The organism is Acinetobacter calcoaceticus ANC 3811 (genome assembly GCF_000399665.1).
GTDB classification, from domain to species: Bacteria; Pseudomonadota; Gammaproteobacteria; order Pseudomonadales; family Moraxellaceae; genus Acinetobacter; species Acinetobacter calcoaceticus_B.
This window is the reverse complement of record NZ_KB976986.1, coordinates 164,878-191,071: the sequence shown is the minus strand read 5'-3', so window position 1 is coordinate 191,071 and position 26,194 is coordinate 164,878. Positions and strand designations below refer to the sequence as shown.

General features: G+C 38.1%; 26 protein-coding genes, 1 tRNA gene and 2 pseudogenes. 5 read left to right on the top strand and 24 right to left on the bottom strand.

Annotated features, from left to right (window positions below; genetic code table 11):
• Positions 1–25: 25 nt before the first annotated feature.
• From proB to uvrB, 8 genes are all read right to left on the bottom strand, one after another.
• Complete coding sequence (gene proB / locus F935_RS02160; protein WP_016137396.1) at positions 26–1,159, bottom strand: glutamate 5-kinase; 1,134 nt, start codon at positions 1,157–1,159, stop codon at positions 26–28.
• Between the two features lie 15 nt (positions 1,160–1,174).
• Positions 1,175–2,395 (bottom strand): Obg family GTPase CgtA, encoded by a 1,221-nt coding sequence (gene cgtA, locus F935_RS02155; RefSeq protein WP_016137395.1) that lies wholly within the window; start codon positions 2,393–2,395, stop codon positions 1,175–1,177.
• A 182-nt stretch (positions 2,396–2,577) separates the two neighbouring features.
• Positions 2,578–3,252, bottom strand: a complete 675-nt coding sequence (locus F935_RS02150) for a hypothetical protein (protein ID WP_016137394.1) — start codon at positions 3,250–3,252, stop codon at positions 2,578–2,580.
• Between the two features lie 11 nt (positions 3,253–3,263).
• A complete protein-coding gene (locus F935_RS02145) occupies positions 3,264–3,989 on the bottom strand; it encodes a hypothetical protein (RefSeq protein ID WP_016137393.1) in 726 nt (241 codons plus the stop codon).
• A 149-nt stretch (positions 3,990–4,138) separates the two neighbouring features.
• Complete coding sequence (locus F935_RS02140) at positions 4,139–5,596, bottom strand: glyceraldehyde-3-phosphate dehydrogenase (RefSeq protein WP_016137392.1); 1,458 nt, start codon at positions 5,594–5,596, stop codon at positions 4,139–4,141.
• A 216-nt stretch (positions 5,597–5,812) separates the two neighbouring features.
• On the bottom strand, positions 5,813–6,760 hold the full coding sequence (rarD, locus tag F935_RS02135; RefSeq protein WP_080645510.1) for an EamA family transporter RarD: 948 nt from the start codon (positions 6,758–6,760) through the stop codon (positions 5,813–5,815).
• Between the two features lie 110 nt (positions 6,761–6,870).
• Positions 6,871–7,458, bottom strand: a complete 588-nt coding sequence (locus tag F935_RS02130) for a lipocalin family protein (RefSeq protein ID WP_016137390.1) — start codon at positions 7,456–7,458, stop codon at positions 6,871–6,873.
• Between the two features lie 93 nt (positions 7,459–7,551).
• Positions 7,552–9,573 (bottom strand): excinuclease ABC subunit UvrB, encoded by a 2,022-nt coding sequence (uvrB, locus tag F935_RS02125; protein WP_016137389.1) that lies wholly within the window; start codon positions 9,571–9,573, stop codon positions 7,552–7,554.
• Positions 9,574–9,752: 179 nt separating this feature from the next.
• Between uvrB and F935_RS02120 the strand changes: the two genes are divergently transcribed.
• Together F935_RS02120 and F935_RS02115 are read left to right on the top strand one after the other, a co-directional pair.
• Entirely contained in the window at positions 9,753–10,544 is a 792-nt protein-coding gene (locus tag F935_RS02120) for an A1S_2505 family phage non-structural protein (RefSeq protein WP_016137388.1), read from the top strand.
• A 175-nt stretch (positions 10,545–10,719) separates the two neighbouring features.
• A pseudogene (locus F935_RS02115) lies at positions 10,720–12,156 on the top strand (diguanylate cyclase domain-containing protein); the annotation flags it as partial.
• A gap of 32 nt (positions 12,157–12,188) precedes the next feature.
• Here the strand turns inward: F935_RS02115 and F935_RS02110 are convergent.
• The gene (locus tag F935_RS02110) at positions 12,189–12,368 is read right to left on the bottom strand and encodes a hypothetical protein (protein WP_003650328.1); all 180 of its coding nucleotides are present in this window, start codon (positions 12,366–12,368) and stop codon (positions 12,189–12,191) included.
• A gap of 208 nt (positions 12,369–12,576) precedes the next feature.
• Here F935_RS02110 and F935_RS02105 point away from each other — a divergent pair, with 208 nt between their 5' ends.
• Positions 12,577–13,812, top strand: a complete 1,236-nt coding sequence (locus F935_RS02105) for a pyridoxal phosphate-dependent aminotransferase (RefSeq protein WP_004790755.1) — start codon at positions 12,577–12,579, stop codon at positions 13,810–13,812.
• A 52-nt stretch (positions 13,813–13,864) separates the two neighbouring features.
• Here the strand turns inward: F935_RS02105 and F935_RS02100 are convergent, their stop codons facing one another.
• Complete coding sequence (locus tag F935_RS02100) at positions 13,865–14,275, bottom strand: GFA family protein (RefSeq protein ID WP_016137386.1); 411 nt, start codon at positions 14,273–14,275, stop codon at positions 13,865–13,867.
• 179 nt (positions 14,276–14,454) lie between these two features.
• Here F935_RS02100 and F935_RS02095 point away from each other — a divergent pair, with 179 nt between their 5' ends.
• Entirely contained in the window at positions 14,455–14,892 is a 438-nt protein-coding gene (locus tag F935_RS02095) for a PaaI family thioesterase (RefSeq protein ID WP_016137385.1), read from the top strand.
• 15 nt (positions 14,893–14,907) lie between these two features.
• Here the strand turns inward: F935_RS02095 and F935_RS02090 are convergent, their stop codons facing one another.
• Together F935_RS02090 and F935_RS18155 are read right to left on the bottom strand one after the other, a co-directional pair.
• Complete coding sequence (locus F935_RS02090) at positions 14,908–15,339, bottom strand: hypothetical protein (RefSeq protein WP_016137384.1); 432 nt, start codon at positions 15,337–15,339, stop codon at positions 14,908–14,910.
• A gap of 74 nt (positions 15,340–15,413) precedes the next feature.
• A pseudogene (locus F935_RS18155) lies at positions 15,414–15,515 on the bottom strand (hypothetical protein); the annotation flags it as partial.
• Between the two features lie 58 nt (positions 15,516–15,573).
• Here F935_RS18155 and F935_RS02085 point away from each other — a divergent pair.
• Positions 15,574–15,649, top strand: a tRNA-Asn gene (locus F935_RS02085).
• A gap of 170 nt (positions 15,650–15,819) precedes the next feature.
• Here the strand turns inward: F935_RS02085 and F935_RS02080 are convergent.
• The 12 genes from F935_RS02080 to F935_RS02025 form a co-directional block, all read right to left on the bottom strand.
• Positions 15,820–16,578, bottom strand: coding sequence for an SDR family oxidoreductase (locus F935_RS02080; RefSeq protein ID WP_016137383.1), 759 nt, complete (start codon positions 16,576–16,578; stop codon positions 15,820–15,822).
• Between the two features lie 292 nt (positions 16,579–16,870).
• A complete protein-coding gene (locus F935_RS02075) occupies positions 16,871–17,515 on the bottom strand; it encodes a MiaE family protein (RefSeq protein ID WP_013197099.1) in 645 nt (214 codons plus the stop codon).
• 6 nt (positions 17,516–17,521) lie between these two features.
• A complete protein-coding gene (gene pdxJ, locus F935_RS02070; RefSeq protein WP_016137382.1) occupies positions 17,522–18,247 on the bottom strand; it encodes a pyridoxine 5'-phosphate synthase in 726 nt (241 codons plus the stop codon).
• 13 nt (positions 18,248–18,260) lie between these two features.
• The gene (gene recO, locus F935_RS02065; protein WP_016137381.1) at positions 18,261–18,974 is read right to left on the bottom strand and encodes a DNA repair protein RecO; all 714 of its coding nucleotides are present in this window, start codon (positions 18,972–18,974) and stop codon (positions 18,261–18,263) included.
• A gap of 9 nt (positions 18,975–18,983) precedes the next feature.
• On the bottom strand, positions 18,984–19,187 hold the full coding sequence (locus F935_RS02060; RefSeq protein ID WP_016137380.1) for an NF038104 family lipoprotein: 204 nt from the start codon (positions 19,185–19,187) through the stop codon (positions 18,984–18,986).
• Positions 19,188–19,204: 17 nt separating this feature from the next.
• Positions 19,205–20,227, bottom strand: a complete 1,023-nt coding sequence (gene era, locus F935_RS02055) for a GTPase Era (protein WP_080645664.1) — start codon at positions 20,225–20,227, stop codon at positions 19,205–19,207.
• 11 nt (positions 20,228–20,238) lie between these two features.
• A complete protein-coding gene (rnc, locus tag F935_RS02050; RefSeq protein ID WP_016137378.1) occupies positions 20,239–20,931 on the bottom strand; it encodes a ribonuclease III in 693 nt (230 codons plus the stop codon).
• Positions 20,903–21,277 carry a DUF4845 domain-containing protein gene (locus F935_RS02045; RefSeq protein ID WP_016137377.1) on the bottom strand — a complete coding sequence of 125 codons (375 nt, stop codon included), beginning with the start codon at positions 21,275–21,277 and terminating at the stop codon, positions 20,903–20,905. Before F935_RS02045 ends, rnc begins: the two co-directional genes overlap by 29 nt.
• 24 nt (positions 21,278–21,301) lie before the next feature.
• A complete protein-coding gene (gene lepB, locus F935_RS02040) occupies positions 21,302–22,129 on the bottom strand; it encodes a signal peptidase I (RefSeq protein WP_016137376.1) in 828 nt (275 codons plus the stop codon).
• A gap of 76 nt (positions 22,130–22,205) precedes the next feature.
• On the bottom strand, positions 22,206–24,023 hold the full coding sequence (gene lepA, locus F935_RS02035) for a translation elongation factor 4 (RefSeq protein WP_016137375.1): 1,818 nt from the start codon (positions 24,021–24,023) through the stop codon (positions 22,206–22,208).
• A gap of 174 nt (positions 24,024–24,197) precedes the next feature.
• Positions 24,198–24,650, bottom strand: a complete 453-nt coding sequence (locus F935_RS02030; protein WP_016137374.1) for an acyl-CoA thioesterase — start codon at positions 24,648–24,650, stop codon at positions 24,198–24,200.
• A 123-nt stretch (positions 24,651–24,773) separates the two neighbouring features.
• Positions 24,774–26,150, bottom strand: a complete 1,377-nt coding sequence (locus F935_RS02025) for a Do family serine endopeptidase (protein WP_016137373.1) — start codon at positions 26,148–26,150, stop codon at positions 24,774–24,776.
• Between the last annotated feature and the right edge of the window lie 44 nt (positions 26,151–26,194).

Below are 26,194 nucleotides of genomic sequence, written 5' to 3'. Positions count from 1 at the left end.
CGAGCTTTTTTAATTTTACAATAATCTAGTAAATCGCCATATGATCACGATGAATCATTTCAAGTGAACGGGCTTCACCAAGTACTTGATAAACCTTATCTGAGGCTAAGCCTTTAATAATTTCAGCAGATCGCGAACTAAAATTCACTCGACCCACTGCAATACGTTTACCTTGTTTATCGACACATTCAACTACATCACCACGATCAAAATGTCCTTCAACAGTTTTAACCCCAACTGGGAGTAAACTGCGATGTTTCAATTTAATCGCCTCAATGGCGCCATCATCAATTACAAGACGACCTGCTGTCTGTAAATGAGCAGCGAGCCACTGTTGATGAGCAGTCATACGGTCTTTATCTGTAGTAAACAGCGTACCTAGCATTTCACCTGCCATAGCACGTGACAAAACATTATCACTTTCGCCACTCGCAATGAGCGTTGGACAACCCGACTTAGCAGCTAAACGTGCGGCACGAACCTTAGTCACCATACCACCTCTGCCGAGTACACCGCCACCGCCAGCCATTTCGAATAAAACATCGTCCATGGCACGAACAGTAGAGAGTAATTTAGCATCTGGGTTGTGACGTGGATCTGAGTCAAACATGCCCTGCTGATCCGTTAAAATGATCAGCAATTCTGCATGCACCTGACCTGCAACCATCGCAGCTAAAGTATCGTTATCACCAAAGCGAATCTCGTCGGTAGATACCGTGTCATTTTCATTAATAACCGGAATCACACGCCAATCAATCAAGTTTTGCAAAGCATCACATGAGTTTAAATAACGACGGCGGTCTGCTAGATCATCATGTGTCAATAAAACCTGAGCAGTACGAATGCCATGTTCTTCAAGCACACTAGACCAAGTATGAATTAAACCCATCTGCCCAATCGCAGCACAGGCTTGCAGACTGGGTAGATCGGTGGGTCGACTCGCAAGCTTCATACGAACCATACCTTCAGCCACAGCTCCAGAAGACACTAAAATAATTTCGTGTCCGGCATTGTGTAGATCAGCAATCTGTTTCGCCCAATGCGAAATAGCATTCAAATCTAAACCTTGCCCATTGGCTGTGAGTAAAGATGATCCGATTTTAACAACGATTCGTTTACACTCACTGAGCTGACGTTGCCCATCGACCACTTCTATCATGTTTTCCTCGGTTTTCTAGTCACGAACGTAGATGCTTTCTACATCAGTGTCGTCTTCATCATCGTCAAAATCATCATCATCGCCCAACATGCCTTCAAGACGTTGTGCTCGACGCATAGCGCGATATGCTTCTTTTGCCGCAATGGTTTGTTCACGTGTTTCAATTTCTAGTTGTTCACGGAAGGCTCTTACTTCTGCTGCAAATTCAGGATCTTCAACTTCGCGTTCACGTTGTTGTTCAAGCTGATCCATTAAGTAATAAACAACTTCTTTCGTTCCTTCGCTTAATAAGCCTGAGGTCTTAAAGACAGGTCCAGTCCACTCTAGTTCACCTAGAATATGCTGACACCACTCTTCACGACTTTCTTCAGCAATCTGATCAAGTTTGTTCAGTACTAAAACAATCGGTAGTTTAGCTAAAGTAGGAGAAAACTTAGCTAACTCGTTCATAATTGCTTTTGCATTATGCGCCGGATCTGAACCATCAATTGGTTGCACATCAATAATGTGTAAAAGGATACGCGAACGTGCCAAATGTTTAAGGAAACGAATTCCTAAACCAGCGCCTTCTGCTGCACCTTCAATCAACCCTGGAATATCGGCCATTACAAATGAACGATGACGGTCAGCATCTACAACACCAAGGTTTGGAACCATAGTTGTAAATGGATAGTCTGCTACTTTTGGTTTTGCAGCACTTACAGCACGAATAAAGGTTGATTTACCAGCATTTGGCATGCCCAGTAGACCAACATCTGCCAACACTTTTAATTCAAGGCGAATTTCACGGAATTCACCTTTGATGCCTGTCGTACATTTACGCGGAGCACGGTTAGTTGATGATTTAAAGTGGGTATTCCCCAAACCACCATCACCACCACCTGCAACCAGAATTCTTTGGCCGTCTTCAACCAAATCGCCAATAATATCGCCTGAATCTGTATCAACAATTGTTGTACCAACGGGTACTTTTAAAACCACATCTTCACCACCACGTCCGGTACAGTTAGCGCCTGCACCATTCTTCCCGCGCTCAGCACGGAACTTACGTGTGTAACGGTAATCGACTAGCGTACTTGTATCATCATCAGCTTGAATGTAGATACTTCCACCACGTCCGCCATCACCACCATCTGGGCCACCAAATGGTACAAATTTTTCACGGCGAAAACTGGCTACGCCATTGCCACCGTCGCCAGCCTCTACGGTAATGACTGCTTCATCAACAAAGCGCATCTGCCAATCCTCTAAAAACTTTAAAACCGCCTATTCTGCCATATTTTCATAAAATTCTCGAATAGAAAATGGGACAATTCCTATTTATAACGGTCTGTTTTCATCTTTAAGTCATCAAAAGCATTTTAGATTCACAAATACGAGCTTTAATCAAAATAAAATGCAGGATGACTATTTAATTTTTAAGGATGAACATTACGTAGAGGCAAGGTCATTTGCATATCAAGATTTGCTTTTGTTTTTGGAACTGAATTATACATAATGGCATTAAATGAAGAGACATTCCCCATTTCCATAGGGTCATTCACTTGTAGACTTGGTTTAAACTGATGTTTAACCGATAATTTTACTGGCTCATCAAATTCAAAATAAACAGGACCATCAAAAATAATTTTAACTGGAATGGTATAACTACGTTTTAAATTAAAAGGAACATCCAACTTGATGGGAATATCCAATTTAAGCGGAAATTTGGGCAAAAATTTATTTTGATAGATCAAATCGGTCGTTGTTTCGAGCGGCATAACCTGATCAATCTTTAGCGTTGTTGAGTAGTCAACACTTACTGTAATTGGTGTCTCTACAGCAAAATTTAAATCTGCCAGATACTTCCCTTTCAGCGGTAGAGTCAGTTGTCGATCTATATCTAAGGTTGTATCAAGCTTACCAATAGACTGAACTTGCAAAGTATTGCCAACCTGAATCTTTGTTTCTAAAGAGTCAGGTAAAGTGATATCTGCATTATGAGCCGAAACGACTAAATTAGCTTGGATGTTGAGGTATACCCAAAACATAACCGCGGCAAGTATCGTCATTAAAATGAAACTGATGAGCATACTCTTGAGTGAACGAAACATTAGCATCCACCCTATTGATTAGCTGTCGTCTGCGATGTTTCTGAACCTACTACCCGATTTAATCGCATACTGGACAGAGGAATTTTTAACTCACCATTTGCAATCTTCACAGGCAATGTGTTTTTCACATCGACCGAAGCATTTAGAGCTGTTTTAACAGGGACATTCAAATTACCCTCAATTGGAATATTAGTATCCAATCTTGCTTTTAGAGGAATATGTAAATTTTCTTTTAATACTGTCCGCACTTGTGCATCGAATTTCAAATGAACCTTTTGCTCAAGCGGAACATTAATATCAATCGGAACATCAAGTTTTAATGGAATTGATCCCTTTAACGGTAAGGTAATATCACGTCCCAAAACTCTGACTTGAACCTTCGTATCGATTGGTAAATTTTGCTCAACTTTTAATGTTTCTTTTACTGGAATTGTTGTGCTAATGGGTACCATATTATCGAAATAAACGCGCGGCGTTAGCGTTTGTGTTAATGGAATATTCAATTTCTCATCAATTGGAATGCTGGCATTTACCCGCCCTTTCACATCAACGTTTAAAGCATCTTGTACTTTAACCTTAACTTGTAGAGGTTCTTGCAAGTCAATCGCAACTGCCTGATTCTTCAATGGAATATAAATATTAAAATGCTTAAACACCCATATTGCAATGAGTACACCACATAAATTGGCAATAATGATGAATATAAAAACGACCAACAAACGTTTAAACTGCGACAATTCCTATCCCTTACTATTTTCTTTTTTTCCTTAATTCCTATTCTTATTTATTTACAAAAAATAGTCAGCATATATTTTGTACGGTTGTAAAAAAACCCAGTCTAAACTGGGTTTTTTTGTGAAAATCTTTTATAGATCGTTAAATGATCTTAAGCATTCGATTCTGCTGGAATTTTTTTGTAGCTTACGCCGCACATTTGTTCAGCAATACGTAATACCTGACAGCTATAACCAACTTCGTTATCGTACCAAACATAAGCAGTTAAACGGTTACCAGAAGTAATCGTTGCTTGAGCGTCATATACACCAGCAGTACGAGAACCAATAAAGTCACTCGATACTACTTCAGTCGAGTTGGTATAACCAATTTGACCTTGAAGGCTAGAGTTAATCGAAATTTGACGAATGTATTCGTTCACTTCTTCACGATCAACTTCTTTATCAAGCGTTAAGTTTAAGATAGCAAGAGATACGTTTGGTGTAGGAACACGTACAGAGTTACCAGTTAACTTACCTTTCAATGCAGGTAATGCTTTAGCAACTGCTTTCGCTGCACCAGTTTCTGTAATTACCATGTTCAAAGTAGCAGCACGGCCACGACGATCGGCTTTATGGTAGTTGTCGATTAAGTTCTGGTCATTTGTAAATGAGTGAACAGTTTCAACATGACCGTTAAGAACTTTATATTTGTCATCCAATACTTTAAGAATTGGAGTAATTGCATTTGTTGTACAACTTGCAGCAGAGATGATTTTGTCTTCATCTAAGATGTCTGTGTTGTTTACGCCAAATACAACGTTTTTCATTTCGCCTTTACTTGGTGCAGTCAATACAACACGTGCAACGCCTGGGCATTTCAAGTGTTGGCTTAGACCTTCAGCATCACGCCATTTACCAGTGTTATCGATTACAAGTGCGTTTGAAATACCGTATTCAGTATAGTCAACTTCACTTGGGCTAGATGCATAAATCACTTTAATGAAGTTACCATTCGCAATGATTGCTTCGTTTTCTTCATCAACAGCGATTGTACCAGCGAAAGTACCGTGAATAGAGTCACGACGAAGTAAAGAAGCACGTTTTGCTAAATCACCATCAGAAGATTTACGCACAACAATTGCTTTAAGACTTAAACCACGACCTAAACCTGATTGGCTAATGATTAAACGAGCCAAGATACGACCAATACGACCGAAACCATAAAGAACGACATCTTTAGGTTGTTCAGAAGTTGCGCTACCTTTGATTGATTCAACTGCTTGAGCAACAAAAGCGTTAACATCACCGCCTTTTTCTTTATATTCAACAGCAAGTTTACCGATATCAACTTCTGCAGAACCAATATTCTCAAGCTGAGCTAAAGCTTCTAAAATTGGGAATGTGTTTACAACAGAAAGCTCAACGTCTACAACACGTGTACGGCGGTGAGTTTTCAAAATTTGGATAACAGAACGGTTAATTAAAGAGCGACCGTAAACAGATACGACAATATTTTTTTCACGGTATAATTGTCCGATTAATGCAATCATACGTTCCGCGATTTCTTCACGGTTTTTCCAACGGCCTTGGTGTTCAGCATGCAGGGCGATGATAGTGTCTTTGCTCACAGATACGTCCTCTAATTAATTATATCTAGGCGTGATTTTTTAAACCCCGTAATTGTAATGGAATTATTGGCAAGAATGAATCAAAAGCTGACGTTAGTGATTAGATTTTCCCAAAATTCATCATAAATTCATAAAATACCTATAATTATTTTTTATTATCTTATTGTTTAAAGCAGCTAAATTTTTGCTTTTTCTTACTTTTTAGATTCTGATCATCTATTCCAACTCATCATTTTTTAATCTTTTTTGATATTTCGCGATGTTTAGCTGCAAATTTTTGGCTTTTTGATGTTGCTGATAAAGGTGAACTGCCCCCTCTAAAACTAACACAAATACTGCACACCAAATCGGAATATAGGTGAACCATTCTTCTTGGCCAATACTCTCCCCTAAAACCAAAGAGGCTAAAGCAAGCAACACAGGCTCCAAATATCCTAAAAGCCCAAACACCACTAAGGGTAAAAAGCGACTTGCCAGAATATAACTTCCTAAACCAATAGCGCTTAAAATTCCAAGCCCAACAATGATTAAAGAAAGACTCGGTTGGTCTATAAATTTGCTATACGGAAGTAAACCTGTATGGGTCAAATAAATCGCAACTGGCAAAATAATGACTAAATCCCACCAGAAGCCGCCTAAATTGTCTGTTTTAATTATTTTACGTAATAAAAAGTATGCAGAATAGCCAACCGCAACCAATGCAGTTTCCCAAGCAATGCTTCCTAAACGCCAGATTTCATGACCCACACCAATGACAGCAAGAATAATTGCGACCCATTGAAATTTTGATATTTTCTCGCCATAAAGCACACTGCCAGCCAAAACAAGAACAAGTGGCAATAGAAAATATCCTAAAGATACTTGTAGACCTCGCCCATGCATAGGCCCCCATAAAAACAGCCAAAGTTGGACTGAAGTTAAAACGGAGGTTGTGATTAACAACAGTAATAAAGACGGCTTAGCCAAAATACGCTGATAGATATTTTTGATATACGCTAAATCACCACTCCACCACATAAATAAGGTGAGAAATGGGATTGTTGCAATAATCCGCCATCCGAAAGTCTGTTGGCTATCAAGCTGACTTAACAATTGAGTATAAAAATAAAGTACGCCAAAAGTGATAGATGCCATGACAGACAAGCTCACGCCCTTAAACATCATCACCCTCTTAGACTTTAGTAAAAACAGCTCACCACAATACTTGATTTATCCACTATAAAAAAGAAAAAACCATGTAAAAACATGGTTTTTTATTAATCACACTTCGACAGTTATTCTTTATGTTCTGTACGGATAACATCGCGAATATCAAAACCTAATGTTTTTGCATAATTTAGATATTCGTCAACCACTTCTTGTTCAGGATGAGGTGTTCTTGATAATACCCAAAGATATTTACGAGAAGGCTCTCCCACTAAAACAGTTTGATAGTCTTCATCTATTTTTAAAATCCAGTAATCCCCACGAATAACGGGAATCCATCTCACAGCTTCAGGTAAGAAACTCACCTTCAATTTCGTGTTATATGGCGGATTTACCACAAAGGCTTCACCAATAGATTGTTGTAATTGTTTTCTACTGTCATAGCAGCGATTATCTACAACCACATTCCCATTTTCATTTAAGGTGTAAGTTGCAGATACGTTGTAAGCACATTTTTTTTGGAAAAATGCTGGCTTACGGGCGACTTCATACCAGACACCTAAATATCGGTCCAGTTCAACTTTATAAACAGTTTGCAAGGGTTTCGGCTGAGCATAGACATAGGTTCCAACAGCTAAACCAGCCAAAACGACACCGCCCAACGCAATTTTAGCCAAACGCCAACTGGCTTGCGGAACATTATTTCGAAATGCCATTGTTGCCCTCAACGATTAGTTGTGAATACAAAAGAACTCAAACATCTACAGTAGCTTGTTTTTTAAACACATTATGTAGCGTTATGTATTCGTTTATTGCAACATCTGCGCTTTTAATCGAAGAATTTGATCACGTATCTGCGCAGCTTGCTCGAACTGTAAATCTTTCGAGGCCTTTAACATGTCTTTTTCAAGCTTAGTAATATGTTTACTGAACAATTTAGGGTCCGAAAGAATATGTCTTTCGTCGGCACTCAATGCTTGAGCTTGTTCAAGCACTTTTTCATCAATCTCGTCGTCTGAAAGTACTTCACCCGAATCAATTTCTTTAACAACCTGACGAACCGCACTACGTGGCGTAATACCATGCAACTCATTAAATTCAATTTGCTTGGCTCTACGGCGATCAGTTTCATCTATTGCTCTTTGCATAGAATCGGTAATTCGGTCAGCATATAAAATTGCTTTACCTTTTACGTTACGTGCAGCACGACCAATTGTCTGAATAAGTGAACGTTCCGAACGTAAAAAGCCTTCTTTATCTGCATCTAAAATAGCAACCAAAGAAACTTCTGGCATATCCAAACCTTCACGTAGCAGGTTAATACCGACTAAAACATCAAATACACCCGTACGTAATTCATGAATAATTTTGACACGTTCAACCGTATCAATATCTGAGTGCAGATAAGCCACCTTAACGCCATATTCTTTTAAATATGAAGTCAGGTCTTCTGCCATACGCTTCGTTAAAGTGGTAATTAATACCCTTTCATTCAAGTTTTTACGAATATTGATTTCAGAAAGAACATCATCTACTTGGGTTAAGACAGGACGAATCTCAATTTCAGGGTCGATGAGACCTGTTGGACGTACAACCTGTTCAACAATTTGATCTGACTTTTCTAATTCATATTTAGCAGGTGTTGCACTTACAAAAATAGTGGTCGGTACAATACGCTCCCACTCTTCAAATTTCATAGGGCGATTATCAAGCGCACTTGGCAAACGGAATCCGTAGTTTACTAAGTTTTCTTTACGTGACCGGTCACCTTTATACATTGCTCCAATTTGCGGAACCGTAACGTGTGATTCATCAATAATCAGCAAAGCATCTTCTGGAATATAGTCAAACAAAGTCGGCGGAGCTTCACCAGATGGACGTCCAGACAAATGACGTGAGTAGTTTTCGATACCATTGGTATAACCCAACTGTTGCATCATTTCCAGATCATAGCGCGTTCGTTGCTCAATACGCTGTGCTTCGAGCAATTTGTCATGTTCACGGAAGAATTTGAGCTGATCTTGTAACTCATCTTTAATTGTATCGATGGCACGAGTCAAATGATCTTTTGGTGTCACATAGTGGCTTTTCGGATAGATCGTTACCCGAGAAACTTTACGAACCATTTTGCCTGTTAGTGGGTCAAACCAACGGATTGAGTCGACCTCATCATCAAATAGTTCAATACGAATGGCATGTTGATCTGATTCTGCTGGGAAAATGTCAATAATTTCGCCGCGAATTCGATATGTACCACGTAAGAATTCAAGTTCATTACGCGTGTATTGCATTTCAACCAATCGGCGGATGATTTCATCACGGCTTACTCGGTCACCCTCAACCACATGCAGTAACATTTGCATATAAGCATTCGGATCACCCAAACCATAAATTGCAGACACCGATGCCACAATAATTGCATCACGACGTTCTAATAAAGCCCGTGTTGCAGATAATCGCATCTGGTCAATGTGGTCATTAATAGCAGAATCTTTTTCAATAAACGTATCCGAAGATGGAACGTAAGCCTCTGGTTGGTAGTAATCGTAATAACTTACAAAATATTCAACCGCATTATTAGGAAAGAAAGATTTAAACTCACCATAAAGTTGGGCAGCCAAAGTTTTGTTATGGGCCATCACAATTGTAGGGCGCTGTGTTTGAGCGATCACATTTGCCATGGTATAGGTCTTACCTGAGCCTGTTACCCCTAGCAATAACTGATTACGAAAACCATGTTCGATACCATTGACCAGCTTTTCAATTGCCTGTGGCTGATCACCTGCTGGCTGATAATGAGTGACCAATTCGAAAGGTTGATTTTCGTTCAAAGTTATCTCTCTTTATGAAAAAATTGAATTTAACGTCTCCCCTTTAATGGGGATTTTTATCTTAATTTAAAGTGCAAATTGAGTTGGAAATTCAATGTAAAAGATTAAGCATCTTAACACTTGACCAATACCATAATCAGTTGCAACATGAAGCTATCCATTAAATAAAAAGCATAACCATGACCTATCAATATCATGATGAAAGTATTGTAACCGAACTTCCAGAAGATACAGTTTTTGTATTTGGTAGTAACCTTGCTGGACAGCACGGCAGCGGCGCAGCACGCGTTGCCAGTCAACACTTTGGTGCAGTTGAAGGTGTAGGTCGCGGCTGGGCTGGTCAAAGCTTTGCAATTCCAACTTTAAATGAACATATCCAACAAATGCCGCTTTCACAAATTGAGCATTATGTTGAAGATTTTAAAATATATGCAAAAAATCATCCTAAAATGAAATATTTTGTCACTGCTTTAGGTTGTGGCATTGCAGGATATAAAGTTTCTGAAATAGCACCACTCTTTAAAGATATTGATCACAACGTTATCTTTCCAGAATCGTTTAAACCCTATGTTGAAGATAATGCAGTTTCACAATTTCCAACATTAACTCAAAAAATGGTAAAAAGTTTCATTAATGATGACGTAATTTTTTACTTCAATCATGGAAGTGAATCTTTTGAAGAAGCTTTAGATAAAACAGATTTATCGGCTGCCGAAAAAGCGATTGCTCTTATTGTTTTAAATGAAGAGCTATACCCTCGGGATCGTTATGGCCGAGGCCGTGATCATGAGCTTAGTGATATTTTAGGTAAGCTCAATGGTAAAATTTTTGACCTGCATGGAAACTCTGAGGGTGCCATGATTTTTGTGAGCGCAGTCGTTGCACTCATGGAACTTTACGATTTTGACGAGCAAGACTTTATCAAGCTATGGCGTGGTGAAAAGAATATTGATCACCCTATTAATCGTTAAGTTTTCTTATAAGTTTATGAGCTAAGCAGATAATATCTGCTTTCTCATTATTCTATTTTTACTTACATTTAATTTTCTTATTTTTAATTATTCTAATAAATTTAAGTTCTTTATATTCCCAAATCTTAATTTTTCTCATTATACTTTAAGGCAAACTGAATACTTAAAGAAACATATGGAAACTTTAGATTCTTCAATTTTTGACCTTAGCCCAATTCCAATGTGGATTGAGGATTTCAGTGAAGTTAAACAACAATTTGATTTATGGAGAAATCAAGGTATTGAAAACCTCCATGAATTTTTAAGCCAAAATAAAAATTTAATTATTGAATGTGCCCATAAAATTAAAATTGTTCGTGTGAATCAAAAAACATTAGAACTTTTTGAAGCAAAAACTCACGAAGAGCTATATTCGAGTTTAAATCTTATTTTTAAAAAAGAAATGTTCGAATCACATATTCATGAACTTGAAGAACTATGGAATGGTAAAACCCATTTTTCAAGTACGACTGTAAATTACACTTTATCGGGCAAACGTATTGATGTTCAGTTAAGAGGCTCAATTTTACCCGGTTCTGAATCTACCTTTGAGCGTGTATTAATTACCACTGAAGACATTACGCCTTATCAAAATGCGCTTCGTGAAGAAGAAAAAAATCGTCGCTTGGCTGAGTCGATGTTTATCTATTCACCTACGTCTCTGTGGGTGGAAGATTTCAGCCGTATAAAAAATAGAATTGATCAACTCAGATTATTAGGTATTGAAGATTTTAGAACTTTTCTAGATGTTCATCCTGAATTTGTCCGTCAGTGTGTAGAAGATATTCTAATTTTAGATGTTAATCAGGCAACTCTTGATTTATTTAAGGCTCCTGATAAGTCTACCCTTCTCAGAAATACCCATAAAATTTTTGCTGAAGAAATGATTGAAACATTTCGGGAGCAACTCATCGAATTATGGCAAGGTAATATTCATCATAAACGTGAAGCCATTAACTACGCTTTAGATGGTCAAATGAGAAATGTCTTGCTTCAATTTACCGTTTTTCCCGGATACGAAGAGACTTGGGGACTGGTACAGGTTGCACTTACAGATATTACCGCGCGAAAAAAAGCGGAAAACTATCTTGAATATTTGGGGCAACACGATGTGCTGACCAAACTATATAACCGTGCTTTTTTTACAGAAGAACTTAACCGTTTAAACCGAAGCATTATTCGACCTGTTTCTTCAGTTTTCTTAGATATGAATGGATTAAAAGAAACAAATGATCAGTTTGGTCACGATATTGGGGATGGTTTATTGCGTCGCGTTGGAAATATTTTAACTCAGGCCATTTTAAATACGCCCTATACGGCTTCTAGAATAGGTGGCGATGAATTCGTGATTTTAATGCCGGGGGCAGATGAGGCGAATGTTCTTATTATGCTTCAAACCATTCAGGAGCTTTTTAATATCGACAATCAATATTATTCAAGCCACCCCATTAGCATTGCAATTGGACATGCGACAACTCAAGCAAATGAACAAATTGAGGACATGTTAAAGCGAGCTGACCATCACATGTATCAAAAGAAAAAAAATTACTATCAGGAAATTTTATTTAATCAATAAAAAAACAGGCATATTGCCTGTTTTTGAGCTTAACGTTTTCCCATAGAACGACGAGTGCCACGTGGAGGCATCCATGTTTTATCTGCGTATTGCTCTGGTTTCGGACGCACTTGGTTGTGTACCGCATCGTCGGCTTCATTGCTATCATTCGGCATTGGGAATGGCAATTTCACCAAAGCCTTTTTCTGTTTTGGCTGCTGCTCAGTCATGATTCATTCTCGAAATTTCGATTGCGGCTTATTATAAATGATTTTTGTCATTTCTTTTCAAAAAAGCTTCAATTGAATAAAACTGCAACAATATCTTTCTTAAATCAAACTTTTTTACATCTAAAAATAGCCACATCCGCAAATTGCTTAATTTTTGCGATAAGATAGTATGCTTTTTATTTTTTAATCCCATAAGAGGAATATTGCCGTGGACGTACGTCTTTCTGATCGTGTCAATGCTATCAAACCGTCCCCTACACTTGCTGTAACCAACAAAGCTGCTGAACTTAAAGCTGCTGGCAAGAATGTGATTGGTTTAGGTGCTGGCGAACCAGACTTTGATACCCCTCAACACATCAAAGATGCTGCAATTGAAGCGATTAATAATGGTTTCACCAAATATACGGCTGTAGATGGTACTCCTGGGTTAAAAAAAGCAATTATTGCTAAATTTAAGCGCGATAATAATCTTGATTATCAAGCGAATCAGATTTTGGTTTCATGTGGTGGTAAGCAAAGCTTCTTTAACTTGGCACTTGCTCTATTAAACAAAGGCGATGAAGTTATCATTCCAGCACCTTTCTGGGTAAGCTATCCAGATATGGTCATTATTGCTGAAGGTACTCCAGTCATTGTGAAATGTGGTGAAGACCAACGTTTCAAAATCACTCCTGAACAATTAGAAGCGGCTATTACACCTAACACTCGTTTAGTTGTATTAAACAGCCCATCTAACCCAACAGGTATGATTTATAGCAAAGCTGAATTAGAAGCTTTAGCTGAAGTATTACGTCGTCACCCACAAGTATTTGTTGCATCTGACGATATGTATGAACCAATTCGTTGGGAAGATGAGTTCTACAACATCGCAACTGTTGCTCCAGATTTATATGATCGTACGATTGTTTTAAATGGTGTTTCTAAAGCATATGCGATGACTGGTTGGCGTATTGGCTATGCAGCCGGTCCAGCAAAAATCATTGGTGCAATGAAAAAGATCCAATCACAGTCAACTTCTAACCCAACTTCTATTTCGCAAGTTGCTGCTGAAGCTGCATTGAATGGTCCACAAGACGTTTTAGAGCCAATGATTGAAGCGTTCAAACGTCGTCATGACTTAGTTGTAAACGGCTTAAATGACATCAAAGGTATCTCTTGCTTACCTGCTGATGGCGCTTTCTATGCTTATGCAAACATTCGCCCTCTTATTCGTGCAAAAGGCTTAAAATCTTGCACAGAATTCTCTGAATGGTTACTTGAAGAAACTGGTGTAGCAGTAGTACCTGGTGACGCATTTGGTTTAGGCGGTTTTATGCGTATTTCATATGCCACTGCTGACGAAGTACTCGTTGATGCGTTAGCACGTATCAAAAAAGCTGCTGACTCAATTGAAGGTGTAGATGCTGCTATCGCTTCAATTGAAGCTGAAAAAGCTGCGAAATAATCTGTAAAAATTAAAAGGGCCTCAAAATTGAGGTCCTTTTTTATAATTAAAATTATTGTGGATTAAATAATGCAGCTACCTGAGCCTCAGTCAATTTCTTTGTATCATTTTGAAAATTATAAAAATCGGGTTTTGAATCAATAAAAATTTCCATATCCAATGTCAAGTCTTCTACTGGTTCATTTAAAGAAAATGCATTGATATTGCAATGACTATGATCTTTAGTTCTCCAAAAAATTGTTGTTCCACAAACATTACAAAAACCTCTTTCACCCCATTCAGAAGAGTTAAATATGCTGAGATGCTTTTGCTGAATAAACTTTAAACTACCTTTGACTACATCAACTGTCATAATGACACCACTGGTTTGTCTACGACACATCGAACAATGGCAAGCATGTACATCATGATTTTTTAATTCAACTTCAAAAGTTGTTTCACCACATAAACACTGACCGTTCATTATTATCTTCCACACTAAGTTTATATTTTTAGAGTTATAAAATATTCTGCTCAACCAAAATTTACAAGTTTATAAACTATAAAGTGGTCTATATTTCTTGTACTTGACAATATACATTTTAACGCCTAATTTAACATCAAGTTCCATTTTAGAACTTAAAGAATTAAAGGACTTAAAAAATGAAAAATCCGATGGAAATGACTGGTCTTGAATTTTTACAAGCCATGATAGAAGGCCATATTCCAGCAGCAAGTATTACTAAAACTATACCTATGCAACCTAGTGAAATTTCAGAAGGATCAGTTACTTTTAAAGCTCAAGCAGATCATAACCATCTAAATCCACTCGGTGGCGTACATGGTGGCTTTGCTGCTACAGTTTTAGACTCTGTAACTGGCTGTGCAATACATACGATGTTACCAGCAGGTGTAGGATACGGCACAATCGATCTTAACGTAAAAATGTGCCGCCCTATTCCAAAGAATCATCCTTTAATTGCGATAGGCAAAGTCATTAACTTAAGTAAAAATTTAGGTATTTCTGAAGGAAAGATTATTGATGAGGAAGGTAAACTGTATGCCTATGCTACAGCAACCTGCATGATTATTCGTCCATAATCATTAAAGGCAGCCTTAGACCGCTGCCTTTTTTATTGGAGAATCTGAATGATCTGGACGTTCACAAGTTTGTGCAATCACATAGGGTGCCCAAATATTTTTAAGTTGAAACTCTATAATTTCTTGATGCTCGGTAGACCAAGCTAAAACTTTGTTTTTGCCTAATAACAACTCCCCTTCTAACTGAAAAAGATATAAAGCTTTAGAAGGGTTTAATACTTTCGAGCTTTTTAAAATTTTAAGTGAACCATGCACATTCCATTTGGAACTAAACCAAAGCTGCAATAAATCACCTAAGTACAAATTTTGCTTTTTAAAAGGATAAGCATTAGTCCAAGCACTTTCTACAAGTGTGTAATAGGATTCTGGTTGACTTAAAATATTGAGATAATGATGTTGATAAAAATCAAAATTAGAAAAAATAGACGCAACAGTAAGTGTTTTCATACTTATCTCCGATTTAGCCATTTTAGTGCTGGCAAGTTGGTTTAAATCCACACTGTTTGAATTTCTTCAAACGCTTATTCTGTTTTGAATCTAGCAATTGAACTTTTAAAGCGCAAGTAATTTCTTAGCTCACCGCCCAACTGATCAAATAAAAGCCATACAGCACAAAAATGTAGTCAACATGACAATTTACACTTGACCCTTCTCAAAATCTCCTTATAATCGCATGCAGATTCTCCCATAGCTCAGTCGGTAGAGCGACGGACTGTTAATCCGCAGGTCCCTGGTTCGAGCCCAGGTGGGAGAGCCAAATACTAAAAAGCCCGCAGCATTAAAGCGGGCTTTTTTTTGGCTTAAATTTATCAATATCTATAAAAAATCCCCTATCAACCCATAGAGGATTTAATTTTCATTCTTAAACGACCTACTTGATTTAATGATCTAATCTAAGTTTAAAGAATATATTCCCTTCTTAAATCATTATTCCATTTCAACTACTTTTAAAGGATTAAAAGACTGGGTGGTCGGCATCATTTCAATACGGTTAATATTAATGTGCGGAGGTTGTGAAGCAACCCAAGCTACCGTATTTGCAATATCTTCAGGCAAAATTGGGTTCTTTTTATCATACAGATTGTTCACTTTCTCCTGATCACCTTTAAAACGCACTAAAGAAAATTCTGTCCCCCCGCAAAGCCCCGGCTCAATATTAGTTACTCGAATGCCTGTACCAGACAAATCAGCTCGCAGATTTAAACTAAATTGCTCCACGAATGCTTTAGTTGCACCATAAACGTTACCACCCGGATATGGATATGTACCTGCAATTGACCCCATATTGATAATTAAGCCAGACTTTTTATTTACCATATTCGGTAAAATTAGTCGGGTAACAGTAATAAGCCCCTTAACATTGGTATCAATCATAGTGTACCAATCATCTAAATCTGATTTATCTGCTGACTCTAGGCCTAATGCTAGACCAGCATTATTCACCAATAAATCAATTTGACTAATTTGAAATTCAGCTGGTAAATCAACTAAGGCTTTATTTATATTTTCTACGGTATCTGTCATGTCAAATACTAAGGGATAGAACTTTTCACCAAGCTCTTGTTGTAATTCTTTTAGCTTTTCTGCCCGTCTTCCACAGCCAATAACTTTGTAACCCAACTCAATCAGTTTTTTTGAAATACTATAACCAAAACCCGCAGAGGCGCCTGTAACTAATGCTAACATTCTTATATCCTTGAAATATTCGACTAATTTGGTTGAACCGATTATGAACAAACGTATCTGTATATTTATACAATATTCGTGATTACTTTAAAAAATAAAAGAATTTTTTAAAATTAATTAGAGAGAATAGAGTTTATGAAACTAAAAATATATAAATGTGATTTTATCAAGATTATGCGGTAATAAAAACTGCAATTTCATGCTAACTGCTTATAAAAATTAATTTAAAATTATAGAGTTAAAATAAAAAAGTTTATCTCGAAAGATAAACTTTTATTTAAAACTTCTAATATTATGCAGGCACGCCGCTGTGAAAACGGAAGGTATCATCAGGCGTTAAAATCAGATTCTTTTCAACCTCACGAATATGCTCAATGCGCTGCTGAATATCCTCTTTAGGATTTTTCATTTTTGCAGTTTTTGCAACATCAAGTGCAAGTGCCAAATAGTCTTCAAAATGACGAGACTCTGACTTAAGCAAATAACGATAATAGCGTCCTAACTCATCATCTACACGTGGAGCAAGTGCATGAAAACGTTCACATGAGCGAGCCTCAACAAAAGCACCTACTACAAGTACATCAATTAAAGCTTCAGGTTCATAAGTACGAATTTCTTTACGCAACCCACCAGCATAGCGCCCCGCACTTAATCCATCCCATTTCTGACCACGCTTGGCCATAAGCTCAAGCACTTGTTCATAATGGAGCATTTCTTCCCGTACCAGTTGTGCAAGCTTTACTTGCAAATCAGGGAAAAAGCTATAACGGAACATTAAGTTCATTGCTGTACTAGCTGCTTTTTTTTCACAATTAGCATGATCTTGCATCAAGATATCTAAATTATTGATTGCCTCATCTAACCATGCTTTTGGCGTTTGACATCCTAAAAAAGCCAAGACAGGTTGCATTAATTCATCGTAATTGATACTCGACATAACCAATTAACCTGCCACCTGAATTGCTGCTTTCATATCTTTAACCGCTTGGACCAGACCTACAAAAATGCTATCAGCAATAATTGAGTGTCCAATATTTAACTCGTGAATTTGTGAAATAGCAGCAATTGGAGCAATATTTTTAAGGTTAAGACCATGACCAGCATTTACAACCAAACCTTTTGAAGCTGCGTATTCAACACCTTTGATAATACGTGCCAACTCAGCCTGTTGATCTTGCTCTGTTGCAGCATCTGCATATGCACCTGTGTGCAACTCAATCGTAGGTGCGCCACATGCAACTGCTGCATCAATTTGAGCTAAATCGGCATCAATAAATAATGATACGTCGCAACCAATAGCAGCTAAAGTCTGAGTTGCAGCTTTAACTTTTTCAAAGTTACCTACTACATCTAAACCACCTTCAGTTGTTACTTCTTGGCGTCTTTCAGGAACAAAGCATACATGCTGTGGCTGAATTTCTTTTGCAAACTCAACCATTTCATCAGTAACAGCCAACTCAAGATTCATGCGTGTTTTTAGTAATGGACGCATGCGGCGTACGTCATCATCTTGAATATGTCTGCGGTCTTCACGCAAATGCAAGGTAATCCCTTCTGCACCAGCTTGTTCACAAATGAGAGCAGCTTCTACAGGGTCGGGATAAGTAGTACCGCGCGCCTGTCTTAAAGTAGCAACATGGTCTATGTTTACACCAAGCAATGCAGCCATAAATAAATCCTAATTACGATTGAGTTTGAGTGTTTTGAATCCACAATTGTCGACTTTTTAGGGAACGATCCCCTAAAAGCGATGTAATCATTTGACGGTATAGTTTACCTAATAATTGCAATTGTTCGAGAGAAAAATCCTGCCCTTGCTCATAATCCAACATAGACAAAATTGCTTTCCCTGACAAAGAAGAACGTCCCGCCTGTACAACAGGAGCAAAGCCTTCTGTCACTTGAAATTGATAAAACTGATGAGCCTGAATCGGCTGTTGCTGGGTATCGACTGAGAAATCAATCGCGTATCCAAGTTCAGGAAGTAAAACATGTTCGAACTGGCGCAAAATCTGCCTAAGAAAAAGGTCAGGGTTTTCATGGGAAGATAATTGTTGTAATTGAAGTAACGTTAACTGATATTGCTCAAATGTTTGTGGCATTGCCTCTTCTAACGGACAAAGTCTAAGAACAACTTCATTTAAATAAAATCCGGCAAAAAAAGCATCACCAAAAAAGAAAACAGGCTGATTTAAAATTTCAAGCTTTGTAAAGTTTTTTAGTTCACTTTTACCCGTGGCTTGCAAGCGGATAGGCTGATACTGAGGGGGCGGAGTCTGTCTTAAAATACCATCGACTCGCCCATACTCCTGAGTAAAAAGATGCACAATATGACTTTTTTCACGATACTTACGGTGATGAATCATATATCCGTGGAGGACTTCATTGCGCATCATAAAAAGAAACTATTCCTCAGATTCTTTTTCTTTTTTGTCATCCTCATCATCACCGTCAGGAATTACCGCCCCTACAACAGCTGCTGTACCTTTAACAACACCTTTTGTAGTTTTGTAGGCGATACCTACTGGTACGGTTACAAGCTTATATATACAACCTTGTAACATCAATGTACATCCAATTATAGCGACGAATGATGTAATTGTTTTCATACCAGTATCCTTATCCTTTAGATATCACTATATCCTAAGCTTTTTAAAGCACGCTCATCATCAGACCAGCCACCCTTCACTTTTACCCAAAGTGTGAGCATAATTTTTTGCTCAAACATTCTTTCCATATCTTTTCGGGCATCCATACCGATTGTTTTAAGCTTGGCACCTTTTTCACCAATCACAATCGCTTTTTGGCCCGCACGATCTACAAAAATCGTTGCATCAATATAAGTACAAGCTGGTTTTAAACGACCCGTTTTTTCATTAACAGCCTCTTCTTCCGTTTTGAAAGATTCAATTTGTACTGTTAAATCATAAGGTAGTTCTTCACCTAACTGACGCATAATTTTTTCACGAATAATTTCGCTAGCTAAAAAGCGTTCAGAACGGTCAGTAATCTGATCAAATGAATACAAAGGTGCTTGATAAGGAAGATACTTCTCAATCGTTTCGCTCAAGTGTTCCAGATTTGCTCCGCGTAAAGCAGATACAGGAACGATCTCGGCAAAATTCATAAGCTTGGCACGCTCTTGAATTAAAGGAAGAATATCTCTTTTCTCTTCAAAAGTATCAACCTTGTTAATCACCAAAATTACTGGCATTTCAGCATTCTTAAGCTTTTCAAGCACTAAGTCGTCATTTGGAGTCCACTTATAAGCATCAATAACAAATAAGACCAAATTAACGTCGCGTAAAGCAGAATGAGCTGCACGGTTCATCATTTTATTAATAGCGCGCACTTCTTTTTTATGCATACCTGGGGTATCTACATATACCGCCTGCATTTTTTCACGCGAATCAATACCAATAATTTTATGACGTGTTGTTTGAGGTTTACGCGAAGTAATAGAGAGCTTTTGACCTAGCAAATGGTTCATGAGGGTAGATTTACCCACATTTGGACGTCCTACAATCGCCACAAATCCGCTCTTAAAATCCGAAGGAATTGTTACGCCTTTGGAACTAAAAAATTGATCAATCAGATTATTAGGATCTTGGTTATCATTTGAATCTGGATTGATTTGATCAGAATGCATCGACATGCAGGTTATTGCTCCAATAACTTTAAAATTTCCGCCGCTGCTGCCTGCTCGGCAAAACGACGACTTGAACCCTCACCATAAATCCTTGATAAACCATCTATCAAACATTCAACTTTAAAGTGCTGGTGAGGTGCATCACCCTGAATATCTACAACCTCGTAAACAGGGAGAGGTTTTTTACGTGCTTGTAGATACTCTTGTAAACGTGATTTCGGGTCTTTAAGTTGATCCGTAGGTTCAATATGGTCTAAATAGGGTACATACCATTTTAGCACAATATCGGTAAGTAAGTTGAGATCACCACTATCAATATAAATTGCACCAATAATCGCTTCTACCGTATCAGCCAATATTGACTCACGATGATGACCACCAGATTTCAATTCACCCGTACTTAATATTAAACACCGACTAAGTTGCAAATCGGTTGCAATCTTACCTAAAGCTTCCTGACGAACTAAAGTCGCTCGCATACGCGTTAAGCGACCTTCATTTTCATTTGGATAGGCATGATATAGATAATTGGCAACAATCATGCCTAATAGTGAATCACCTAAAAATTCCAAGCGCTCGTAATTGTATTTATGACTCACCGAACGATGAGTCAAAGCTAACTGTAACAATTCAAGCTGCTTGAATTGATACCCGATTCGACTCAATAAGCGAGGATCACTTAGTTTGAACTGATGTTTTATCAAAACTCTTCTCAAATGTTAAAACTAAATCAATATTTGATAAGAAAGGTTTTCTTACCTCATATTTCTTTTGGACTTTTAGACCAGACTCATTAAACACTTGCGCAATCTCTTTAAAATGAAGATCACGAATATTGTTCATTTCCAGTCGCTGATCCATTTGTGTCATAAACTTCTGCGGGGTGATGTCAGAAGAGCTTTCTTGTAAAAGCTCTTCTATTTGATTGTTAATCAATCGATCATCCCAATATGCTGGCCAAACTGCAAGTACAGCTTTTACTGCAATTGCAAATATAACCACCCCAAATAAAATTGCTAAATACGAAGTACCTTGTTGTGCCTTACGCATTTCTTTTTTTCCTAATGGTTGTTTTTAATCTATTTTTCCATTTCGGCCAAAGTTAGGAAGATGTAAGCCCGGTTCTTTATGCATCCATACGTAGAATGCTCGCCCTGTTAAATTTTCTTCAGGAACGAAGCCCCAGAAACGACTGTCTGCACTTTGATCACGGTTATCCCCCATTGCAAAGTAATGTCCTTTTGGAACAGTCACTTCCCAATATAAACCGTCCTGGTTTGCATATTTACCATTTTCAACATAGTTGATAAACGGTGCTTGACGCGCCACATTTACGCCTTCAAGTTCACGCATTGTAAAGGTGTGCTCACCAATCGTCTCTTTATGATAAATAGACGTTGGTGTATCTAATACATCTTTTTCACGGCTAAACTGTGTTAATACTTTCGGTACTTTTTGTCCGTTAATAATCAATTGTCCATGATCATAAACAAGATGATCGCCTGGTAAACCGATTACACGTTTAATATAGCTGATGGTAGGTTGAGGTGGATAACGGAATACAATCACATCACCACGCTTTGGTTCTCCAACATCAATAATTTTCTTATTGACGATAGGCAAACGCACGCCATAATCAAATTTATTAACCAAAATAAAATCACCAGTTTCTAAAGTAGGTACCATAGAGTCTGATGGAATATTAAATGGTTCATAAAGAAATGAACGAAGTACAAGTACTACAGCTAAAACTGGCCAAAAGTCATAGGCCCATGTAATAACAAAATTTTCGTTCCCGCGCCCTTTATCTGCACGCTGTTTGAATACAAGTTTATCTAACAACCACACTGCAAATAGAATCAGCGTAACTGGAACAAGAATTAAATTAAAATCAAAATCCACATGACCTCACTCGCAGCCTAGCTGCTTTTCTTAAAGTAGGGAAAAGCAATATCTTACTTCCCCCTACCTTCATTTCTTATCTTTCTACTTTCAATACAGCCAAGAACGCTTCTTGTGGAATTTCAACACTTCCCACTTGTTTCATACGTTTCTTACCTTCTTTTTGCTTAGAAAGTAGTTTTTTCTTACGTGAAACGTCACCACCATAACATTTTGCTAATACGTTTTTACGCATCGCTTTTACAGTAGAACGAGCAATAATTTGTGCACCGATAGCCGCTTGAATAGCAACGTCGTACATTTGGCGAGGAATCAAATCTTTCATTTTCTCAACCAATGCAATACCACGATGACGCGCGTCATTACGGTGACAAATCATAGCCAAGGCATCAACCTTGTCACTATTAATTAATACATCAACCTTAACTAAAGCTGAACTTTCGAAACGCACAAAGTTATAGTCTAGCGATGCAAAACCACGAGAGCATGATTTTAATTTATCAAAGAAATCCATAACGACTTCTGCCATCGGGATTTCAAAGGTAATAGAAACTTGATTACCCAAGAATTTCATATCTTTTTGAACACCACGGCGTTCGATACATAGGGTCATTACATTCCCTAGGTACTCTTGCGGAACAAGGATATGACACTCTGCAATCGGTTCACGCAAATCTTCTACAGTAGATCCATCTGGCATTTTTGATGGACTATCGATATAAATCGTTTCACCCTTCTTGGTTAATGCTTCATAAATTACGGTAGGTGCAGAACTGATGAGATCCAGATCATACTCACGCTCTAAACGCTCTTGTACAATCTCCATGTGTAACATTCCTAAGAAGCCACAACGGAAACCAAAACCTAATGCATCTGAGCTTTCTGGTTCAAAGAATAAAGCCGAGTCATTGATTTGTAATTTTTGTAACGCTTCACGGAATGGCTCAAAATCGCTCGCATCAATCGGGAAAAGACCAGCATAAACCTGTGGTTTAACCTTTTTGAAACCCGGTAAAATTGAAACATCAGGTGTAGCCGCAAGAGTAATAGTGTCACCTACTGGCGCACCAAAAATATCTTTAATACCCGCAATTACAAAACCTACTTCACCAGCTTCAAGGATATCTGTTTCAGTATGCTTAGGATTAAATACACCTACTGAAGTTACCGGATGAGTTTGTCCTGTCGATTTAACCAACATTTTGTCGCCCTTACGGATACGACCTTGTTTAATACGTACAAGAGAAACTACGCCTAAGTAGTTATCAAACCATGAGTCGATAATTAATGCTTGCAATGGAGCATCACGATCGCCTTCAGGTGATGGAATAACATCGACTAAACGTTCTAAAACGCCCTCAACACCCAAACCAGTTTTTGCTGAACAGGTTGGTGCATCAGTTGCTTCAATCCCGATAATTTCTTCAATTTCATGAATTACACGTTCAGGTTCAGCCTGCGGTAAATCAATTTTATTTAAAATAGGAAGAACTTCGAGACCTTGTTCAATCGCGGTATAACAGTTTGCAACTGATTGTGCTTCTACACCTTGTGCAGCATCTACAACCAATAGCGCACCTTCACATGCAGCTAATGAACGAGAAACTTCATACGAGAAGTCTACGTGTCCAGGAGTATCAATAAAGTTAAGTTGATATTCCTGGCCATTAGGATGAGTATAATATAACGTTACAGAAGCGGCTTTAATGGTAATCCCACGTTCGCGCTCAAGCTCCATTGAGTCTAAGACTTGAGCTTGCATTTCACGATCTTGTAGACCACCACACATCTGAATAAAACGGTCAGCCAATGTAGACTTACCATGGTCAATGTGAGCAATAATCGAGAAATTTCGTATATTTTTGATATCGACGGATTTTTTAGCTTGCGCCATGGGTTACCTTGAGAAAATATAGAGTGCTATGTAGCTTGTTTTAATACACAGCCAAAGCAGTTAAATTAATTGCGTGCGATTATAACAGATGGATATTTTAAAGTATCCAAAATAATCATGAGCTTTGTACTTATGTTTAAAAAGGGACACTCGAAGTGAGCCTATTGCTTCGGACTATCGAGCATATGAAACAGTAAAATCATAAGGGTTTATGCTTGAATCAAGCGGCTTGTACGCATGGGTAAAAGTTGGAGACATTCGCTTTGGACGTCCTGTAGCAATTTCAATACATGCCCATTTGGTATTTCCAACAAATAATACGGCCTGATCTGATGGACGGAAAAATACGTACTGGCGAAACGAATAAAGAGCATTAATATCATCTAACCATGTGCGTAATACAATTTGTTCGCTTTCAAATGCAGCTTTACGATATTGCACATGATGCTCAACCGCGACCATTGCATGTTTTAGCTCAAGATATTTAGTTACCCCTACTCCTAAGGTTTCAACATGAGCAGCAGCGACATCTTGCATCCACTGAACATACATCACATTGTTCACATGCCCTAAAGCATCAATATGATGTGGCTGCACCTGAATATGTAAATCAAAAATACTACTCACAAAGATTCACTCTTATTTATTAACTTTTAAACTAAAATAAGTGTAGGTAGATATCACTATACGCTCAAGATAAATAACAAAAAACCACCCATATTTAGGGTGGCTCATTGTCTATTTTTAAGTTTACTGGATACGTAAGCCAAGCATAGCGCGTTGTCCCTGACGGATAATTGCAACACGTGCTACCGTATTTTTTTGCAAGTTAGAAACAACTTTTGAAAAATCCTGACTATTTAAAATCTGGTTATTGTTGACTTGAATAATCACATCACCCGGAATGATATTTGACAATGATGCTAAGCCACCACGGCGAACATCTTGTACATAGATACCACCTTTCACACTTAAAGCACTTTTTTCTGGTTCAGCCAAATCACGAATGCTTATGCCTAAAACTGGGCCTTTAGATACAGCACTTTGTGCACCTGTAGCAGGTGTTTCATCTGGGGCAGTCGTTAAAGTTGCTGAAATATTACGGGTTTTATCGTCACGCAATACTTCAAACTGAACAGTTTGATTTGGCTGTACTTTGTTTAATGCATAGAGCAATTCACTAGTACGCGGTACTGGATTACCGTTATATTTCAAAATCACATCACCGGCTCTAAGACCTGCTTTTTGTGCAGGTGAGTTCGGAGAAATTTGAGTAATTAAAGCACCTTCAGGTTTTGGTAACTTGTAAGCATCGGCAAGGTTTCGGTCAATGTCTTGCATCATTACACCAAGATAAGAGCGTGTGACCTTACCTTTAGTTTTAAGCTGTTCGGCTACATCCATCGCTACATCAATCGGGATAGAAAAAGACAAGCCCATGTAACCGCCAGTACCACTAAATATTCGAGAGTTTACCCCGACTACTTCACCATTTTGGTTAAACAATGGACCACCAGAGTTACCTGGGTTTAGCGCAACGTCAGTTTGAATAAATGGTACCGAAGTTTCACCACTCATATTTCGTGATTTAGCACTGACAATACCTGCCGAAGCTGAGTAGTCAAAACCAAATGGCGAACCAATTGCTAAAACTGGCTCACCCACTCGTAAGCGGTCAACGTTCCCTACTCGTAAAGCTGGATAGCTATTTCCAGTCACCTTTAACAATGCAACGTCTGTACGCTCATCACTACCGACCACAGTTGCATCAATTTCACGGCGGTCATTTAAAGTAATACTAATGCGTGAGGCATTTTCAATCACATGGTGGTTGGTGAGTAGGTAACCATCTTTACTAATAAAGAATGCACTACCATAAGCAGTTTTTTCTTGTGGACCCTGTTGCTGTGGAATGATGACCTGATTTCCAAAGAAACGTTTCAAAATTTCAGGGACTTGCTGCTGCAATAGTTCATCCTGAGTCATTTTTTTTACGACGTTTACACTCACCACTGCTGGACTAACTTGTTCAACGAGGTTTGAAAAATCAACAGCAGCATTTGCCTGAACAGCAGCAACTGTAAATACCGCTGCATACATTCCTTGTTGTAAATAGCGAGATTTCATTCGGTGCTCACCCACAATTGGTCTACGAGAATAAGAATAAAACT

What these genes read in the sequence shown, in the direction of transcription:
- F935_RS02130 (WP_016137390.1), bottom strand. Translation starts at nt 7,458, where the DNA reads ATGGCATTTCGAAATAATGTTCCGCAAGCCAGTTGGCGTTTGGCTAAA.
- proB (WP_016137396.1), bottom strand. Translation starts at nt 1,159, where the DNA reads ATGATAGAAGTGGTCGATGGGCAACGTCAGCTCAGTGAGTGTAAACGA.
- rarD (WP_080645510.1), bottom strand. Translation starts at nt 6,760, where the DNA reads ATGATGTTTAAGGGCGTGAGCTTGTCTGTCATGGCATCTATCACTTTT.
- F935_RS02080 (WP_016137383.1), bottom strand. Translation starts at nt 16,578, where the DNA reads ATGTTAGCATTAGTTACAGGCGCCTCTGCGGGTTTTGGTTATAGTATT.
- F935_RS02150 (WP_016137394.1), bottom strand. Translation starts at nt 3,252, where the DNA reads ATGTTTCGTTCACTCAAGAGTATGCTCATCAGTTTCATTTTAATGACG.
- pdxJ (WP_016137382.1), bottom strand. Translation starts at nt 18,247, where the DNA reads ATGGCTGCATTGCTTGGTGTAAACATAGACCATGTTGCTACTTTAAGA.
- recO (WP_016137381.1), bottom strand. Translation starts at nt 18,974, where the DNA reads ATGATGCGCAATGAAGTCCTCCACGGATATATGATTCATCACCGTAAG.
- F935_RS02100 (WP_016137386.1), bottom strand. Translation starts at nt 14,275, where the DNA reads ATGAACGGTCAGTGTTTATGTGGTGAAACAACTTTTGAAGTTGAATTA.
- F935_RS02110 (WP_003650328.1), bottom strand. Translation starts at nt 12,368, where the DNA reads ATGACTGAGCAGCAGCCAAAACAGAAAAAGGCTTTGGTGAAATTGCCA.
- F935_RS02120 (WP_016137388.1), top strand. Translation starts at nt 9,753, where the DNA reads ATGACCTATCAATATCATGATGAAAGTATTGTAACCGAACTTCCAGAA.
- cgtA (WP_016137395.1), bottom strand. Translation starts at nt 2,395, where the DNA reads ATGCGCTTTGTTGATGAAGCAGTCATTACCGTAGAGGCTGGCGACGGT.
- F935_RS02090 (WP_016137384.1), bottom strand. Translation starts at nt 15,339, where the DNA reads ATGAAAACACTTACTGTTGCGTCTATTTTTTCTAATTTTGATTTTTAT.
- F935_RS02060 (WP_016137380.1), bottom strand. Translation starts at nt 19,187, where the DNA reads ATGAAAACAATTACATCATTCGTCGCTATAATTGGATGTACATTGATG.
- F935_RS02045 (WP_016137377.1), bottom strand. Translation starts at nt 21,277, where the DNA reads ATGCGTAAGGCACAACAAGGTACTTCGTATTTAGCAATTTTATTTGGG.
- era (WP_080645664.1), bottom strand. Translation starts at nt 20,227, where the DNA reads ATGCATTCTGATCAAATCAATCCAGATTCAAATGATAACCAAGATCCT.
- lepA (WP_016137375.1), bottom strand. Translation starts at nt 24,023, where the DNA reads ATGGCGCAAGCTAAAAAATCCGTCGATATCAAAAATATACGAAATTTC.
- F935_RS02075 (WP_013197099.1), bottom strand. Translation starts at nt 17,515, where the DNA reads ATGTCGAGTATCAATTACGATGAATTAATGCAACCTGTCTTGGCTTTT.
- F935_RS02025 (WP_016137373.1), bottom strand. Translation starts at nt 26,150, where the DNA reads ATGAAATCTCGCTATTTACAACAAGGAATGTATGCAGCGGTATTTACA.
- F935_RS02095 (WP_016137385.1), top strand. Translation starts at nt 14,455, where the DNA reads ATGAAAAATCCGATGGAAATGACTGGTCTTGAATTTTTACAAGCCATG.